The 14,957-nt window shown below is 60.2% G+C and carries 14 protein-coding genes; 5 read left to right on the top strand and 9 right to left on the bottom strand.

Going from position 1 to position 14,957, the window contains the following annotated elements; translation table 11 throughout:
• Positions 1–6: 6 nt before the first annotated feature.
• Together rpoZ and gmk are read right to left on the bottom strand one after the other, a co-directional pair.
• A complete protein-coding gene (rpoZ, locus tag CAL20_RS12540; protein WP_094821324.1) occupies positions 7–210 on the bottom strand; it encodes a DNA-directed RNA polymerase subunit omega in 204 nt (67 codons plus the stop codon).
• A gap of 39 nt (positions 211–249) precedes the next feature.
• A complete protein-coding gene (gene gmk, locus CAL20_RS12535; protein WP_094821323.1) occupies positions 250–882 on the bottom strand; it encodes a guanylate kinase in 633 nt (210 codons plus the stop codon).
• Between the two features lie 212 nt (positions 883–1,094).
• On the opposite strand from gmk, the gene CAL20_RS12530 reads away from it, so the two are divergent.
• Positions 1,095–1,868 (top strand): SDR family oxidoreductase, encoded by a 774-nt coding sequence (locus CAL20_RS12530; protein WP_094821322.1) that lies wholly within the window; start codon positions 1,095–1,097, stop codon positions 1,866–1,868.
• An 86-nt stretch (positions 1,869–1,954) separates the two neighbouring features.
• Here the strand turns inward: CAL20_RS12530 and CAL20_RS12525 are convergent, their stop codons facing one another.
• Positions 1,955–2,560, bottom strand: a complete 606-nt coding sequence (locus CAL20_RS12525) for a C40 family peptidase (protein WP_094821321.1) — start codon at positions 2,558–2,560, stop codon at positions 1,955–1,957.
• A 245-nt stretch (positions 2,561–2,805) separates the two neighbouring features.
• Between CAL20_RS12525 and CAL20_RS12520 the strand changes: the two genes are divergently transcribed.
• The 4 genes from CAL20_RS12520 to CAL20_RS12505 all read left to right on the top strand — a co-directional run bounded on the left by CAL20_RS12520 (position 2,806) and on the right by CAL20_RS12505 (position 7,730).
• Positions 2,806–4,299 carry an AMP nucleosidase gene (locus CAL20_RS12520; RefSeq protein ID WP_094821320.1) on the top strand — a complete coding sequence of 498 codons (1,494 nt, stop codon included), beginning with the start codon at positions 2,806–2,808 and terminating at the stop codon, positions 4,297–4,299.
• Between the two features lie 116 nt (positions 4,300–4,415).
• On the top strand, positions 4,416–4,712 hold the full coding sequence (locus CAL20_RS12515; protein ID WP_094821319.1) for a helix-turn-helix domain-containing protein: 297 nt from the start codon (positions 4,416–4,418) through the stop codon (positions 4,710–4,712).
• Complete coding sequence (locus CAL20_RS12510) at positions 4,709–6,142, top strand: type II toxin-antitoxin system HipA family toxin (protein WP_094821318.1); 1,434 nt, start codon at positions 4,709–4,711, stop codon at positions 6,140–6,142. The genes CAL20_RS12515 and CAL20_RS12510 overlap by 4 nt, the downstream gene beginning before the upstream one ends.
• A 49-nt stretch (positions 6,143–6,191) precedes the next feature.
• Positions 6,192–7,730: a phospholipase D family protein gene (locus tag CAL20_RS12505; RefSeq protein ID WP_094838015.1), complete on the top strand. Its 1,539-nt coding sequence runs from the start codon at positions 6,192–6,194 to the stop codon at positions 7,728–7,730.
• A gap of 76 nt (positions 7,731–7,806) precedes the next feature.
• On the opposite strand, the gene CAL20_RS12500 is transcribed toward CAL20_RS12505, so the two are convergent.
• The 6 genes from CAL20_RS12500 to CAL20_RS12475 all read right to left on the bottom strand — a co-directional run bounded on the left by CAL20_RS12500 (position 7,807) and on the right by CAL20_RS12475 (position 14,822).
• The gene (locus tag CAL20_RS12500) at positions 7,807–8,952 is read right to left on the bottom strand and encodes a YgeY family selenium metabolism-linked hydrolase (RefSeq protein WP_094838014.1); all 1,146 of its coding nucleotides are present in this window, start codon (positions 8,950–8,952) and stop codon (positions 7,807–7,809) included.
• A gap of 92 nt (positions 8,953–9,044) precedes the next feature.
• The gene (locus tag CAL20_RS12495; RefSeq protein ID WP_094821315.1) at positions 9,045–10,373 is read right to left on the bottom strand and encodes an MFS transporter; all 1,329 of its coding nucleotides are present in this window, start codon (positions 10,371–10,373) and stop codon (positions 9,045–9,047) included.
• 96 nt (positions 10,374–10,469) lie between these two features.
• Complete coding sequence (locus CAL20_RS12490) at positions 10,470–11,423, bottom strand: N-carbamoyl-D-amino-acid hydrolase (protein ID WP_094838013.1); 954 nt, start codon at positions 11,421–11,423, stop codon at positions 10,470–10,472.
• A gap of 9 nt (positions 11,424–11,432) precedes the next feature.
• Entirely contained in the window at positions 11,433–12,713 is a 1,281-nt protein-coding gene (locus CAL20_RS12485; RefSeq protein WP_094838012.1) for a M20 family metallo-hydrolase, read from the bottom strand.
• A complete protein-coding gene (locus CAL20_RS12480; protein WP_094821428.1) occupies positions 12,710–13,954 on the bottom strand; it encodes a diaminopropionate ammonia-lyase in 1,245 nt (414 codons plus the stop codon). The genes CAL20_RS12485 and CAL20_RS12480 overlap by 4 nt, the downstream gene beginning before the upstream one ends.
• 19 nt (positions 13,955–13,973) lie before the next feature.
• A complete protein-coding gene (locus CAL20_RS12475; protein WP_094838011.1) occupies positions 13,974–14,822 on the bottom strand; it encodes a MurR/RpiR family transcriptional regulator in 849 nt (282 codons plus the stop codon).
• Between the last annotated feature and the right edge of the window lie 135 nt (positions 14,823–14,957).

The raw sequence follows: 14,957 nt of genomic DNA, 5'->3' as shown, positions 1-14,957 counted from the left end.
ACTGGATCAGGTGGGGACTTTACGCAGCATTTCCAGGCCGGTATGGCCGCTGGCGATTTCGCGCAGGGCGGTAACGGTGGGCTTGTCTTTGCTGTCGATACGCGGGGCGTGGCCCTGCGCCAGCTCGCGAGCGCGATAGGTAGCAGTCAGCGTGAGCTTGAAGCGGTTGGGAATCTGATTCAGACAGTCTTCGACAGTAATGCGAGCCATGAGTTATACCTGGAACGGGCTGTGAAAAGGAGGATCGTCTCAGTGATCGGCCGGAATGCCCAACTGAGCGAACAGCGGAGCATGGCGAACGGCCTGAGACGAAAAACGTAGCCGGGCAGCACTGATCACCTGAGACAGTTCCGCCAAGGCTACGCTAAATTCTTGATTAATAATAACATATTCGCATTCCGGCGCGTGCGCGATTTCGCCGCCGGCCGCTAGCAATCGACGAGCGATGACTTGGGGGGCGTCCTGGCCGCGGGCCTTGAGGCGATGTTCGAGTTCCTCGATCGACGGCGGCAAAATAAAAATGCCGATGGCTTGAGGAAAACGTTGCCGGACCTGGCGGGCGCCTTGCCAGTCGATCTCCAGCAGTACGTCGCGGCCGTCCTCGGTAGCTTGATCGATCAGGTCACGCGGGGTGCCGTAGAAATTGCCGTGTACTTCGGCCCATTCGAGCAGCGCCTGATTCTGGCGCAGGTCGTCAAATTGCTCTTTGGTGATGAAGCGGTATTCGCGCCCGTCAACCTCGCCACTGCGCGGCTCGCGCGTGGTGCAGGAAATCGACAAGACCAGTGATTTGTCATGGTCGAGCAGGGCTTTGACCAAGCTGGACTTGCCAGCGCCGCTGGGCGCAACCACCATGAACACATTACCGGGGCGTTTTGACATAAATCAGATCGACTAACGGGATACAGGACGCGAAGAATAACAAAATTACGCTTTTAACTATTATATTTGGTCTCCGAGCCCGAGTCCTTGTGACGGAGGATAACAGCGCCGGTGCCCCCGGAGTGACGCAGGATTATCACAGTTGTTTGCAACGCGAGTCGCGCGATTGCTTTAGGATTACGCGACGTAGATCCCTACAGAGAGACAAAAAAATGCAGTCAAATGAGCAGACAGGTATTTCGCCAGTGGCGTTGGTGACAGGCGCGGGTAGCGGCATTGGCCGTGCCGTTGCGCTGGAGTTTCTGGCGCAGGGTTATCGAGTGGTGCTGGCGGGCCGCCGGCGCGAACAGCTCGAGCAGACCCGTACCGCGGCTGGCGAAGACGGCGCACGCGCTTTGGTGGTGCCTACGGATGTCAGCGACGAGCAGGCCGTGCGCGAGCTGTTCGATGCAATACAGCGGGATTATGGGCGGCTTGATGTTCTGTTCAATAACGCGGGGCGCAATTCGCCGGCGGTACCTATCGAGGACCTGCCCGTGGACGTGTGGCGCGAGGTGGTGGATGTCAACCTCACGGGCATGTTCCTGTGCGCGCAAGCGGCGATTCGATTGATGAAGGCCCAACAACCCGGTGGCGGGCGCATCATCAATAACGGATCGATTTCGGCGCACGCGCCCAGGCCCTTGTCGATCGCCTATACCGCGACCAAGCATGCCGTGACGGGCCTGACCAAATCCATTTCGCTCGATTGCCGTGCTTACGGCATTGCATGCGGACAGATCGACATCGGTAACGCAGCCACGGACATGACCCAGCGCATGGCCGAGGGCGTGTTGCAGGCCAACGGCGACCGCCGTCCGGAACCTCGTATGGACGTCGGGCACGTGGCACATGCCGTCGTCTCAATGGCAAAGCTGCCGTTGGATGCCAATGTACAGTTCATGACGATCATGGCGACGAATATGCCGTTTGTCGGCAGGGGCTGATTCGCCGGGATTCGTTCGCGCCCACGCAATCAAAAGGGAGCCGCCGGCTCCCTTTGATGTTGGATCGTACCTGCTTTGGGCGGAGATTACTGGCCCGTGTCGGCCTTGGCAACGAGATGGCCTTGAGGGGCAGTGTCCGGCTCAATGTAGCGCCGTGCCGCGACGTAGTGACGCGACCAGTAGCTGTTGTCCAGGCTGTCGACACGGACTTTCGAGCCACGTGTGGGGGCATGGACAAACTGGTTTTGGCCGATATAAATGCCCACATGCGAGACGCCGCGACGGCGCATCGTCGCAAAGAACACCAGGTCGCCGGGTTTGAGCTCGCTTTTCTTGATGCCGGTACCCTCGAGCCGCTGCTCGCGTGCCGTGCGAGGCAATTCCATGCCGACGATCTCGCGATAGACGAATTGCGTCAGGCCACTGCAATCAAAACCGGCGTCGGGATCCTCGCCGCCCCAGACATAAGGGGTGCCGATGGTTTCCAGGCCGGCCCGCACGACCATGTCGGACAGGCTGGGAACCGTAAGGGGATCAATCAGCCGCAGGCCCTGCATCGAAGCGATTGCTTCGGGAGTCTTGGTGGCGTGAGCGGTGGGGAGCCAACTGAGGCCGAGAGCCAAAAGCGGGGCGGCCAGGAATGAGGGGAGTACGAATAAATTAGGACGGTCTTTTCGCGTCGGTGGAGTCATTTGCGACACTTCAACTTTCGGAGTGGGGCGGAATGGCTGACTACGTCAAGCCGGCGAAAATGTGGCGGGCATACAACGCAGCCACGGGGCATTGTAACCCATTGACGATTTTTTGCATTTTGGGGTTACTACTAACCTGATCGAAACAAATGATGGCGGGTTGAGGGGGATTTGGTGCTGTCATCGTGTTAATGCATGATAAGCATATGCTGCGTAGGCGTGCCGTTTTTACGGAAATCTAAAAAATGACTGTTGACTTTTCGATTGGTTCCCATAGTTCTCCGCCTTCTCTGGGGTTCGAGGCTTTTCACCAGGCGCAGGCCGCCGTTGAGCGCCTGACAGAGATTTATGGCCGCAATACGGCGTTTATCCGGGCGGCGTTTCAGGATGTGGTGAATGGCCGGGAACTGCCGGGGCCGGTGCGGGCGTATTACCCCGCTATCCGCATCAGGGTGGATACCTATGATCTGATTGACAGCCGCCTGTCATTCGGCCATGTCGCCGAGCCGGGGGTATATCAAACGACGGTGACCCAGCCAACGCTGTTTCGTGACTACTACCTGGAGCAGATCGGTCTGCTGATTCAGAATCACGGCGTGGCAGTCGAGGTCGGGGAGTCGGATAGCCCCATTCCGTTGCATTTCGCCTTCCCGGAAGGCGCTTATGTCGAGGGTGAGCGCCTGTCGGGTATGCGCAGGCCATTGCGTGATCTGTTTGATGTGCCGGACTTGGCGGTGACGGACGATGCGATCGTCAATGGTTCCTGGCATGGCCGGGACGGCGAGCCGCGTCCCTTGGCGCCGTTTACTGCGCCGCGGGTGGATTATTCGCTGCATCGCCTGCAGCACTATACGGCGACTGCGCCGTCGTATTTTCAGAATTTCGTGCTGTTTACGAATTATCAGTTTTATGTGGACGAGTTCTGCGCGCGGGCCCGTGCGCTGATGGCCCAGGGCGGAGGCGATTACGATGCGCTGGTCGAGCCGGGTAATCGCATGACGCACCGTGGCGAGACGGCCGCGGCGGCGCCAGCGGGCGCCGTGCGGTTGCCGCAAATGCCGGCGTATCACCTGGTGCGTTCCAATCATTCGGGTATTACCTTGGTCAATATCGGCGTGGGCCCCTCGAATGCCAAAACCATCACCGATCACATCGCCGTGCTGCGCCCCCATGCATGGCTGATGCTGGGGCATTGTGCCGGGCTGCGTGATTCCCAGCGGCTGGGAGATTATGTGCTGGCGCACGGTTATGTGAGAGAAGACCACGTGTTGGACGACGATCTGCCCACATGGGTCCCGGTTCCGCCTTTGGCCGAGGTGCAAGTGGCGCTGGAGCAGGCGGTGGAGGAGGTGGCAGGCTTATCCGGTTGGGAACTGAAGCGCATTATGCGCACCGGTACGGTAGCCAGTATCGATAATCGCAATTGGGAACTCCGGGACCATACCGAGCTGGTGCAGCGTTTCACACAGTCGCGGGCGATTGCGCTGGATATGGAGTCCGCGACCATCGCGGCAAATGGGTTCCGGTTCCGCGTCCCGTACGGGACCTTGTTGTGCGTGTCGGACAAGCCCTTGCATGGTGAGCTCAAGTTGCCGGGGATGGCCAGCGCGTTTTACCGGGACCAGGTGAATCAGCATCTGGAAATCGGGATACGGGCGCTGGAGCGCTTGCGGGATATGCCGCCAGAACGTCTGCATTCCCGCAAACTGCGTACCTTCATGGAGACGGCGTTTCAATAGCATTAAAGTAGTTAATTTTGATAAAAAACTACTTTGATGCCATTTTTTGGCTTGTTGAATGGCAATACAGTAGTTATTATTTTAATAACGCTACTTTATTGCTATGGATTGCTAGCATGAACAGCCTATCCGATATCGCCGATATTCTGCGAGCGCGCTTGCAACAGCAGGGACAGACGCAGGCTCAATTGCGCCAGTCCGCAGGGATTGCACAGCGCACGCTGACCAATGTCTTGAGCGGCGAACAGGACTTCAAAGTCAGCACATTGCTGGCACTGGCCGATCGCCTGGGGCTGGAAATGCTGTTGGTTCCCAAGGGCGCAGCCGCAGCGGTGGACGCGGGGGATGCGGTCAAGCCGAAGATTCCCACGCGCATCGAGGTCGCACGTCGACAACTAGGTGAGACACAATGAACGTGCAAGCACTGGCCATTTTCATCGGCGCCGAGCGGGTCGGCGTGCTGTTCCAGTACCGCATGCAGGGGGCGGACGTGGTGACCCGTTTTGTGGCCGACGATGCTTTCGCGCATCAGCGGGATGCGCCGGTGGTGTCGGCCGCCTATGTGGCGAACTCTCCCGAGGATCAGGCTGCGTTCTGGGCGGATGTCCGTAGCGAGACGCTAAATGGACGTTATTCTCCGCAAAACGGTTGGCTATTGCCGGCATTTTTCCAGAATTTGCTGCCCGAGGGAGTTTTTCGCGACCACGTGGCTCGCGTGCGGGGTTGCGATCCCAAGGACCACTTCGAGATGTTGGCGGCGTGTGGCGGCGATTTACCGGGGAATGTCTACGCGCGGCCGGTCGAGTTGTCTCGCGACGAGTTGGCGCACTATGTCACACAGGACCAGGACGCGTTGGAAATGACCGTCACGGCGGACCCGATGGAGCAGGGCGTGTCGCTGTCCGGCGTTCAACCCAAGCTGGGCGTGATCAAACAGGGCCAACGTTATGTGGGACGAACGCGGGATCACAGCACCCATATCATTGCCAAGCTGCCGGTGGTGGGCCAGCCGCTGTTGCCGGAATTGGAAGCGCTGTCCCTGCAATTGGCGCAGGTGGCCGGCGTGAATATTTGCGAGGCCTATCTCGAGCCGCTGGAACATCTGGCGGCCGAACACGGCTATGACTTGGGCGACGCGGATGCACGTACGCAGTTTCTGGCAGTCGTGCGTTATGACCGCGAGCCGGGCCGGCGTATTCATTGCGAGGATTTCGCTCAGGTGCTGGGCGCCATGCCCGAGCAAAAATATCAAGCCGCTTCCTATCTGGATGTGGCTGCGGTATTGATGGCGTTCCCATCCCTAGGCGAGCCCGCGGTGCATGAGTTGCTGCGCCGTATGGCTGTCAATGAGATGCTGGGCAATCCGGACATGCACCTGAAAAATATCGGTCTCATCTACGCGGATGGACATACGCCGCAGTTGGCGCCTGCGTACGATATCGTGGCGTATGCGGCCTATCATCCTTGTCAGGGACACGCGCTGCGCATCATGCCGGAGGGACTGGAGCCGCGCCGTCCCGGCAGATCCGGTGCGAGAGCAACTGCGTCCGAAAAGGCACAAGCTCCCGCGTTCGGGACCCATCAGCCAACAATCGGCGGCGGCCATGTGCCATCAAGCACCAAGGCAGCACTGAAGCCCGCCTTGTCTCCCGCGATGCTGCGCGCTTTCTGTGCGCACCTGCGTATTCCGGAAAAACCTGCCGCCAAGGCAGTGAGCGACTGCGTAAAAGCCGCGCACGCGCAGTGGCCTGCGCTGATCGAACAAGCCAAGCTGACCGCTCGTCAAAAACAGAATCTATTGGCGCATTTCCATGCGCATCCCATGGTGAAATCGGTGCGCTGATGGCCGATTCGAAAACGGAATTCAACGGCGTTCGCCACGGCCGGCCCGAATGATGAAGTTTGTACTCTATGCCGTTGCCGTATTGGCCATCGCCCTCATCGCGGCCAGAGGGGTCTTTCGTCTGCCGGATATCTCCGACCGTCCGATGCAGGCAGCCCTGCCGATGGACCCGAACACGCCGTTGGGCCAACGGGCGGCGCACGAAATGGCCGCGCGTCCGGACCTAAGCGGCGTGGTGCCCTTGGCCAGCGGTCATGACGCGTACGGCAGCAGGCTGGCATTGGCGCGGATGGCAGAAAGGTCAATCGATGCTCAGTACTATATCTGGCACGATGACACGACCGGCCAACTATTGCTAAAGGCGCTTTACGATGCGGCCCGCCGCGGTGTGCGGGTGCGGCTGCTGTTGGACGATAACGGTGTGCCAGGCCTGGACGACACACTGGCGGCGCTGAATGCGCTGGATAATTTCGAGATCCGTCTGTTCAATCCATCCACGGTGCGCACCCCTAAATTAGCGGGTTACGCGTTCGATTTCATGCGCATGAATCGTCGCATGCACAACAAAGCGTACATCGTCGATGGCGCGGCGGCGATCATTGGCGGCCGCAATATCGGCGACGAGTATTTCCAAGTCGGCGACGACAATTATTTTCTGGATCTGGACGTCCTGGCCATGGGGACGGTGGTCGCCGATACCTCGGCTGCCTTTGACGCGTATTGGAATAGCGCCTCGGCTTTCGGAGTCGAGCAAATCATCGGACGCACGGGAGACCTGCCAGCATTTCTGCGTAAAGTCGCCGACACCGAGGCCAGCGATCGGGCGCGCACCTTCACGGATCAATTGGTATCCAGCGCAGTGCGCTTTCGCAATGGCCAAGTGCGTCCCGAGCTCACGGCCGTGCAGTTGGTGGTCGACGATCCGGTCAAAGGGCAGGGCAGGGCCAAGCGCGATCAGCTGATGATTTCGCGGTTGATCGATATCTGGGGCGGCGTCGAAAAACAATTGGACCTGGTGTCGGCCTATTTCGTACCAGGACGCGAAGGAGCTGCTTTTTTTGAGAGTCTCGCGGCCCAAGGCAAGCGAGTGCGGGTGCTGACCAATGCGATGAACACTACCGATGTGCTGGTCGTACACGCTGGCTATGCCAAGTATCGCCGTGAGCTGTTGCAGGCAGGCATCGAGTTGTTTGAGCTGAAATTGCGTGCCGGTCAACCGTCAGGCCGCGATGAGCTCAAGCCGATGGGGCTCTCGGGGGCCGCGCTGCATGCCAAGACGTTTGCCGTCGATGATCAGCGCGTGTTCATCGGTTCGTTCAATTTCGATCCCCGTTCGGCGCGGCTCAATTGTGAGATGGGGTTTGTGATCGATAGCCCGACGATGGCGGCGCGCACGCAACGCGATTTTGACGGCCCGATAGCGCTCGCGGCATACCGTCCCGTATTGACCGATGACGGCGGCATGGTTTGGCTTGAGCAGTTCGCGGATGGCCGCACCGAGATCCATCGCAAAGAACCCGGCGCGGGCTGGCTCAAGCGGGCCATCGTCACGGTGGTCGGATGGCTGCCGATAGAGTGGCTGTTGTGACGGCATGCGCTGACGCAGCGACAAACGAATCGACCGTACCGCGCCACGTCTCGGCCATGAGCGGCACGCCGAGAACTCACGCCGCCGCGATCAACGTCAACTGTTTGTATATCTCGCGCGCGCCCTCGAGTTGATCCAGCGCGATCGACTCGTCGATGATGTGCGCATCTTCTTCACGCCCGGGGCCCAGTCCCACGGTCGGGATATGTCGTCTGCCGGCGGACTCCGAGCCATTGGTGCAGAATGGCCAGACGCCGATGCGCGGTTCGCGGCCGCTGCGTTTGACAGCCTCGACGGCGCTGGTCACTAAAGGATGGTCCTGCGTCTGCTGCCACGCTGGCAGCCATCGGGCCGGCTCGGCTCGTTCCCCGGTAAACGTGCTGACGCTATCGCGCGTTGTCGTCAAGGCGTAATCCGATAGCCCATGCTGCTTAAGGCAGGCGTCGATCTGGGCCAGCACGTTTTCCTCGGTTTCGCCGCTGAGCGTGCGACGATCAAAGCGTATGGTGGTCGACGAAGGAATCATCGAGATAGACGGGTAGGGCGACGAAATCATATCGGTGGGCACCAATAACGCATCGCCCACGACAGGATCGCTGGGCAGCGGCAGCGATGCCAATGCGGTCAGCGCGCGGGCCGCGGCATGCAGCGGATTGCGGCCCAGGTGGGGCGAGGCGGCATGTGCAGGCACGCCTTTGAATGTCAACAGAATCTCCAGCCGGCCTTTCTGTGCGATCTTGATATCGAGTTTGGAGGGTTCGCAGATGATCACCGCGGCAGGCTGGCATCGGTCCAATACGCTAGCCAAGGCATGGCCTTCGATGACTTCTTCCAGTACGCTGGCTGACACCGCGACGCGGCGTTTGAGCGCGCCTTCGCGTGCGGCGGCGGCTACGCCGCAGATTGCAGCCGCGATACCGCCTTTCATGTCGGTGCTGCCGCGGCCGTACAACCGGCCTTCGTGAATCGTCGCACCGAAAGGATCAAATCGCCAGTCGCCGGATACGGGCACGACATCCATGTGGCCATCGAACAGCAACGCGACGTCCGCTTCGTCGGGTCCGATCAAGCCCAGAACAGATCCGTTTCGATCCATGGTGACTGAGGTAAAACCAAATTCATGCATGCGTTGCTTCATCAGGTCAGCCATCGCGCTTTCCTGGCCTGAAAGGCTGGGTATGCGCACCATGTCCTGGGTCAACTGGATGACATCACTAGTCATGTAATTCACTCCACTGCAAATCAGAGAGGCCGGCTTGGCGCGCCGACCGTTGAGGGATGTTGCCGGCCGTGGCGCGCACCGGCGCGCGGCAATCAACGATTGACCAGGTCTTTGGGGACGAGATAGACCAGAATGGCGCCCAGTACCGTGAACGCGGACAGAAAATACATGCCGTAATCGGTGGACCCCGTCGCGTTCTTGATCCAGCCGATGACATATGGGCTGACAAAGGCCGCCAATCCGGCGAACGAGTTGATGCCTGCAATGCCGGCAGCGGCGCTGCGGCCCTTTAGAAACGCGGTGGGCAAGCTCCAGAACAGCGGTGAGCACACCATGCATCCCGCGGCCGCCACGGACAGCATCAGCACGGCGAACGGCGGGTTATGGCTGTACACGGTGCTCAGCACGAGGCCCGTGCCGCCGATGAGAAAGGGCACGATCATATGCCAACGGCGCTCGCGGCTCAGGTCTGAATGGCGGCACACCAGCACCATCGAAATCACCGCGCAGATATTGGGCACCGCAGTCAACAGCCCGACCGACAGCAACGAGTCAACGCCGGTAGACTTGATGACGGACGGAATCCAGAAGGCCAGGCCGGACAGGCTGGATACCGTGCAATAGCAGATCAGCGCCATATGGATGACGCGCTTGTCCTTGAGCAGCGTCCACAGCGAGACGTGTTCCACTTTGGCGGATCGGTCCACGTCCAGATTGGCATTCATGCGGGCCTTGTCCGCGGCGCTGAGCCATTTCGCATCGTCGATGCGATCGTCCAGATAATAAATAACAGAGATGCCCAGTACGACGGACGGGATGGCTTCGATCAGGAACATCCATTGCCAGCCGGACAGGCTATGCACATCGTGAAAGGCCTCCATGATGTATCCCGACAACGGGCCGCCGATGATGCCGGCAAACGGTACCGCCGTCATGAAAATCGCGACGATCTGTCCTCTGCGGCGCGACGGAAACCAATAGGTCAAATAGAGGATGATGGCGGGATAAAACCCGGCTTCGGCGGCGCCCAGGAGGAATCGCAGGATGTAGAACTGCGTCGGGGTTTGCGTCAGGGCCATCGCGCCAGAGATGATGCCCCACAGGATCATGATGCGCGCCAGGGTTTTCTTTGCCCCGATGCGATGCATGAGCAGATTGCTGGGGACTTCAAAGAGAAAATAGCCGATGAAGAAAATGCCCGCGCCCAGCCCATAGACGACTTCGCTGAAACCGAGTTCGTCGAGCATTTGCAGCTTTGCAAAGCCGACATTGACTCGATCCAGGAAGGCCGCGATATAGCACAGCATCAAAAAGGGAAGCAGACGGAACGCGACCTTGCGGTAGAGAGCGTCGTCCTTGCTGTCGGATTGTGTCGAAGATACTGCATCTGCGGCGTGAGCCGGAGCCAAACTTGTGTTCATTAGCATGCACCTCGAAGAAATTTAAGGCAAACGCTCCCCTTGGGTGCCGGAAAACGCCGGCACCCTATGACCTAGCTGGAAGAGGGAAGCGGGGAGTTAAGCTGGGGACATCTCCACGTCGGCTGGGGCAATGGCACCGCGACGAGAAGTGATCAATCCATAGGCCTCGGGACGCCGATGACGCTCAAAGTTGAAGGTCGTGCTCTTGTAGGAATGGCACAGGTCCAGATCGCAACGGGCAATCGCGAGCTCATCGCCTTTGGTGGAGCAGGCCGCGACGATTTCACCGGAGGGCGCGATGATGCAGGTGCCGCCGATCATTTCGCAGCCTTCTTCCTCCCCCGCCTTGGCGACACCCACCACCCATGTGCCGTTTTGATACGCCCCTGCCTGCATGACGAGCTGATTGTGAAACATCGACAGGTCGTCATGTTCGGGAGCGGGCGGGTTATGCACGGGTGTGTTGTAGCCGAGCATGATCATCTCGACGCCCTGCAGGCCCATCACGCGATAGGTTTCGGACCAGCGCCGGTCGTTGCATAGCGCCATGCCCATGACACCGCCGAACGCTCGCCACACATCGAACGACTGGCCGGGTTCAAAGTAGTGTTTTTCGAGATGCTGAAAGGCACGCCATGGCTCGTGTTCGGCATGGCCGGGCAGATGTACTTTGCGATACTTGCCGATGATTTTGCCGTCTTGTCCGACCAGGATGGACGTGTTGTAGCGGTGCGCACGGCCGTTCTCCACCGTCAGTTCCGCGTAGCCCAGGTAGAAACCGATGCCCAGTTTGGCCGCAGTATCGAACAGAACGCGGGTCGTAGGGCCGGGCATTTCTTTTTCATAGAAGGCGTCGACTTCCTCCGGGTCTTCCATGTACCAGCGCGGGAAAAACGTGGTCAATGCCAACTCGGGAAACACCACCAGCTGGCAGCCCATGGCGTGGGCTTGCCGCAGGTGGGCCAGCAGACGCTCGATGATTTCACTGCGTGTATCGCTGCGTTGTATGGGGCCGAGTTGAGCGGCAGCGACATTGATGAATCGTGACAAAGTGGTCTCCTAGTGTTGTTCTGCAAGTTCGGTCAGCAACGTCAACAGGACGTTGGCGCCGGCTTCGATGTCGTGGTCGTGGGTGAATTCGGCGACGTTGTGCGACAGCCCTTTGACGCTGGGGACGAAAATCATGCCAGCCGGGCACATGCGCGCCAGCATCTGTGCGTCGTGGCCCGCGCCGCTGGGCATGCGCTGTACGCGGTGTCCATGCTGGTGCGCGATGGCCTCCACACGTTCGATGATGCGACGATCAAAGCTCACCGGCTGGAAGTCCGCCAGTGAGCGATGACGCAGCTGTACGCCCTCGGCGTCGGCGGCCTGTTGCGCAAACGCGAAAACACGTTGCACGGCGTTGGCCAGGACATCGCCATCGGTGTTGCGCAAATCCAGCGTGAAGACGGCGCGGTTGGGAATGACGTTCACCAGGTTCGGCGCAATCTGAATATGCCCGACAGTGGCCAATTGGCCGGCGCCCAGTTCGACCGCCAGATCGCGCGCAAAGCAGGCGATCCGGGCGGCGACCACGCCTGCATCATGGCGTAGCCGCATGGGCGTCGTGCCGGCGTGATTGGACGTGCCTTCGATGGTGAATTCGGTCCAATGGATGCCTTGTACGCCGGTGACGGCGCCAATCGTGACGCCCTCGTGTTCCAGCACGGGGCCTTGTTCTACGTGCAGTTCCACAAAGGCATGGACGGCTCTGCTGGCCACGGGATAGGAGCCCGCATAGCCGATACGCTGCAAATTTTCACGCACCGTCGTGCCGTCGATTCCTGTCGTGTTCAAGGCCGTTTCCAGCGGCAAACCGCCCTGAAAGACCAGGCTGCCCATCATGTCCGGTGCAAAGCGCGCGCCTTCTTCGTTGGTGAAAAAGGCCACGGCCAGCGGCCGCCGTGTCGTGACGCCCGCGTCATTCAGTGTCGCCACGACCTCCAGGCCGGCGAGCACGCCGAGATTGCCGTCATAGCGGCCACCGGTGCGCACGGTGTCGATGTGCGATCCCGTCATGACGGGAGGCAGATCTTCGCTGCCCCGGCGTATGCCGACAACGTTGCCGATGGCATCGATCGTCACGTCCAGGCCTAGCTCGCGCATCCAGCTGCAGACCCTGTCTCGTCCGTGGCGGTCTTCGTCGGTCAGGGCCAAACGGCATACGCCGCCGCCGTCGATTTCGCCGATCTTTCCCAATTCTGCGATGCGGCCCAGCAGACGTTGCGTATTGATGCGCAACGGCTTGTGCTCTGACGCGGGCCCCGCCGCTGATTGCAGTGATGTGGGGGAGCTCATGCCGGCGTCCTGCTGGATTCGCGCACGGCCTGCGCCGATTTACCGACGATGCGCTGGTACAGCTCAGGATCCGTCGCACCTTCGCTCCCGAACACGAGAATACGGCTCTCGGCATCCAGGCCGAGAGCGGCGCGAGCTTGCGGATCGTTCATTGCGCCCAGCATGCCCGCCAAGCCGGCCACTGCCGATTCACCGGCGACGATAGGCGTATCGCCATAACGGCCTTCGGCCAGCAAGCGCACCGTATTCAACGCAGACTCGTCATCGATGCAGAGAAACGCCCGTGCGCCTGGGTGCAGGACTTTCCAGGCGAGCAATGAGACTTCGCCGCAAGCCAGGCCGGCCATGATGGTATCCAGGTCACCGTGTACGGCGACGGGTTTGCCGGCGCGTGCGCTTTCATACAGGCAGGCGGCTTTGTCGGGCTCGACCACAATGAACTTCGGCCGCTTGGCGCCTAATGTTTCCCAGAAATGCGCGCATACGGCCGCTGCGAGGCCGCCGACGCCGCCTTGCAGGAATACGTGGGTGGGCAACGGGTCTGTGCCGATTTGATCCAGGGCCTCGTCGGCCATGACCGCATAGCCCTGCATCACGTCTTTGGGTACGTCCATGTACCCGTCGTACGAGGTGTCCGATACGACGAAACGGCCCAGGCGCTCGGCGTCGCGGGCTGCCTGGCGCACTGAGTCGTCATAGTTGCCGTCGGTGCGCACGACCTGTGCACCGTATTTCTCGATCGCTTCCTTGCGCCCCTCGCTGACGGTGGCGTGGATGTAGATGACGCATTGGCAGCCGAATCGCTGCGCGCCCCAGGCGACCGACCGGCCGTGATTGCCATCGGTCGCGCAGGTGACGGTAATGTCACGCGTGATGGCGGCGTAGCGGCCCGAGAGCAGGTCTTCTGCCGTCGCATTCTGCTCGCCCGTACGAGATGCGATCTCTTTCAACAGCAGGCGGCTGACGGCATAAGCACCCCCGAGGGCTTTGAAGCTGCCCAATCCGAACCGGTCGGCTTCGTCCTTATACAGAATCTGCGCGACACCCGCAGCCTGCGCCAGGCCCGTCAGGTCGTGCAGCGGGGTAGGGGCGTAGCCCGGCCATTGCCGGATTTGCGTGGCCGCCTGCGCGAACGCGGCGCCGCCGAGCACGGACTGCTGTTCAGCACCATAGGGGGCATCAGGTTGGACTGCCGGATTCGATGCGTACTGCAGTTTTACGTTAGAAAGAGGGGTATTCAAGCCGGTCTCCCGAGAAAGATTAGCGATGGAGATCGCCATAATGGTTATGCAGTGATTCGATGGTTTCCAGCCGTTTACGCGCCGTGGCTCCCAGCGTCGCCGCCAGGCTGGATCCCAAATGATTGATCAGGCTGATGGGCGCGACATACGAGTCGAAAATCTGTGCGCCTTGTGTCGCGCAGCGCAGGACGACGTCAGAGCGCGCAGGCAGTTCCGTGGCTGTGGGATCGGTGAGCGTGATGACTTTCGCGCCGGCGCGATTGGCGTGTTCCACCATGGGGCGCAGCAGTGTCACGCGACGGCGAAAGTCCATCACGAGCAGCAGGTCGTCCGGACCGAGATCAGCGAGGTCCTCTGCCAGATTCAGCCCCGCGCCGGGCACCAGTACGACGCCGTCGCGCAATTGGGTGAGCAGGGCCCAGGCATACTGGGCCAATACCCGGCCATTGCGGAACCCCGCTACAAAAACGCGGCGCGTGCTGCCCAGTAAATGAATCGCCTCGTCTATCGTTTTGCGCTCGATGCGTTCGAAGGTGTGAGCCAGGTTCTGGAGATCGCTTGCCAGATGCTGAGCCAGCGCATCGTCGCTGGGAGGCTCGGCATTGCCGCCCGCGAGCAGTTGCAGCGGCGAACCCAGATCCGCCTGTTCACGCACCACGGCACGTATCTCATTGAAATTGTCGTAACCTAGACGGCGAAAGAACCGGCCCGCCGTGGCTTTGGACACCCCAGCCTTTTGCGCCAGTTCGGCGCCGGTGTAGGCGGCGAGTTGGCTCAGGTGCTCCAGCATGACTTCGGCGAGTCGGCGTTCGCTGTCTGTCAGTTGGTCGTGCAGGCTGACGATTCGGTCGTGCAGGGATTGGGTCATGGTGATGTCTATGAAACTTTAGTTTCATAACTATATTTGTGTGAAACTAAAGTTCCAATCATGGTTTTCCCGATAGCGGGATAACGCTCACCTGCGCTGAATAAACGGGCTACAGTTAGAGTTGTGTGTTCTTAA

This window comes from Bordetella genomosp. 4, assembly GCF_002261185.1.
In the GTDB taxonomy this organism is placed as follows: Bacteria; Pseudomonadota; Gammaproteobacteria; order Burkholderiales; family Burkholderiaceae_B; genus Bordetella_A.
The sequence above is the reverse complement of the archived record's forward strand: the minus strand, read 5'-3'. Positions and strand labels throughout refer to the sequence as shown.

Bases quoted from the DNA above. Each gene is read 5' to 3' on its own strand.
- gmk (WP_094821323.1), bottom strand. From the start codon at position 882: ATGTCAAAACGCCCCGGTAATGTGTTCATGGTGGTTGCGCCCAGCGGC.
- rpoZ (WP_094821324.1), bottom strand. From the start codon at position 210: ATGGCTCGCATTACTGTCGAAGACTGTCTGAATCAGATTCCCAACCGC.
- CAL20_RS12515 (WP_094821319.1), top strand. From the start codon at position 4,416: ATGAACAGCCTATCCGATATCGCCGATATTCTGCGAGCGCGCTTGCAA.
- CAL20_RS12520 (WP_094821320.1), top strand. From the start codon at position 2,806: ATGACTGTTGACTTTTCGATTGGTTCCCATAGTTCTCCGCCTTCTCTG.
- CAL20_RS12495 (WP_094821315.1), bottom strand. From the start codon at position 10,373: ATGAACACAAGTTTGGCTCCGGCTCACGCCGCAGATGCAGTATCTTCG.
- CAL20_RS12505 (WP_094838015.1), top strand. From the start codon at position 6,192: ATGATGAAGTTTGTACTCTATGCCGTTGCCGTATTGGCCATCGCCCTC.
- CAL20_RS12525 (WP_094821321.1), bottom strand. From the start codon at position 2,560: ATGACTCCACCGACGCGAAAAGACCGTCCTAATTTATTCGTACTCCCC.
- CAL20_RS12485 (WP_094838012.1), bottom strand. From the start codon at position 12,713: ATGAGCTCCCCCACATCACTGCAATCAGCGGCGGGGCCCGCGTCAGAG.
- CAL20_RS12510 (WP_094821318.1), top strand. From the start codon at position 4,709: ATGAACGTGCAAGCACTGGCCATTTTCATCGGCGCCGAGCGGGTCGGC.
- CAL20_RS12530 (WP_094821322.1), top strand. From the start codon at position 1,095: ATGCAGTCAAATGAGCAGACAGGTATTTCGCCAGTGGCGTTGGTGACA.
- CAL20_RS12475 (WP_094838011.1), bottom strand. From the start codon at position 14,822: ATGACCCAATCCCTGCACGACCGAATCGTCAGCCTGCACGACCAACTG.
- CAL20_RS12500 (WP_094838014.1), bottom strand. From the start codon at position 8,952: ATGACTAGTGATGTCATCCAGTTGACCCAGGACATGGTGCGCATACCC.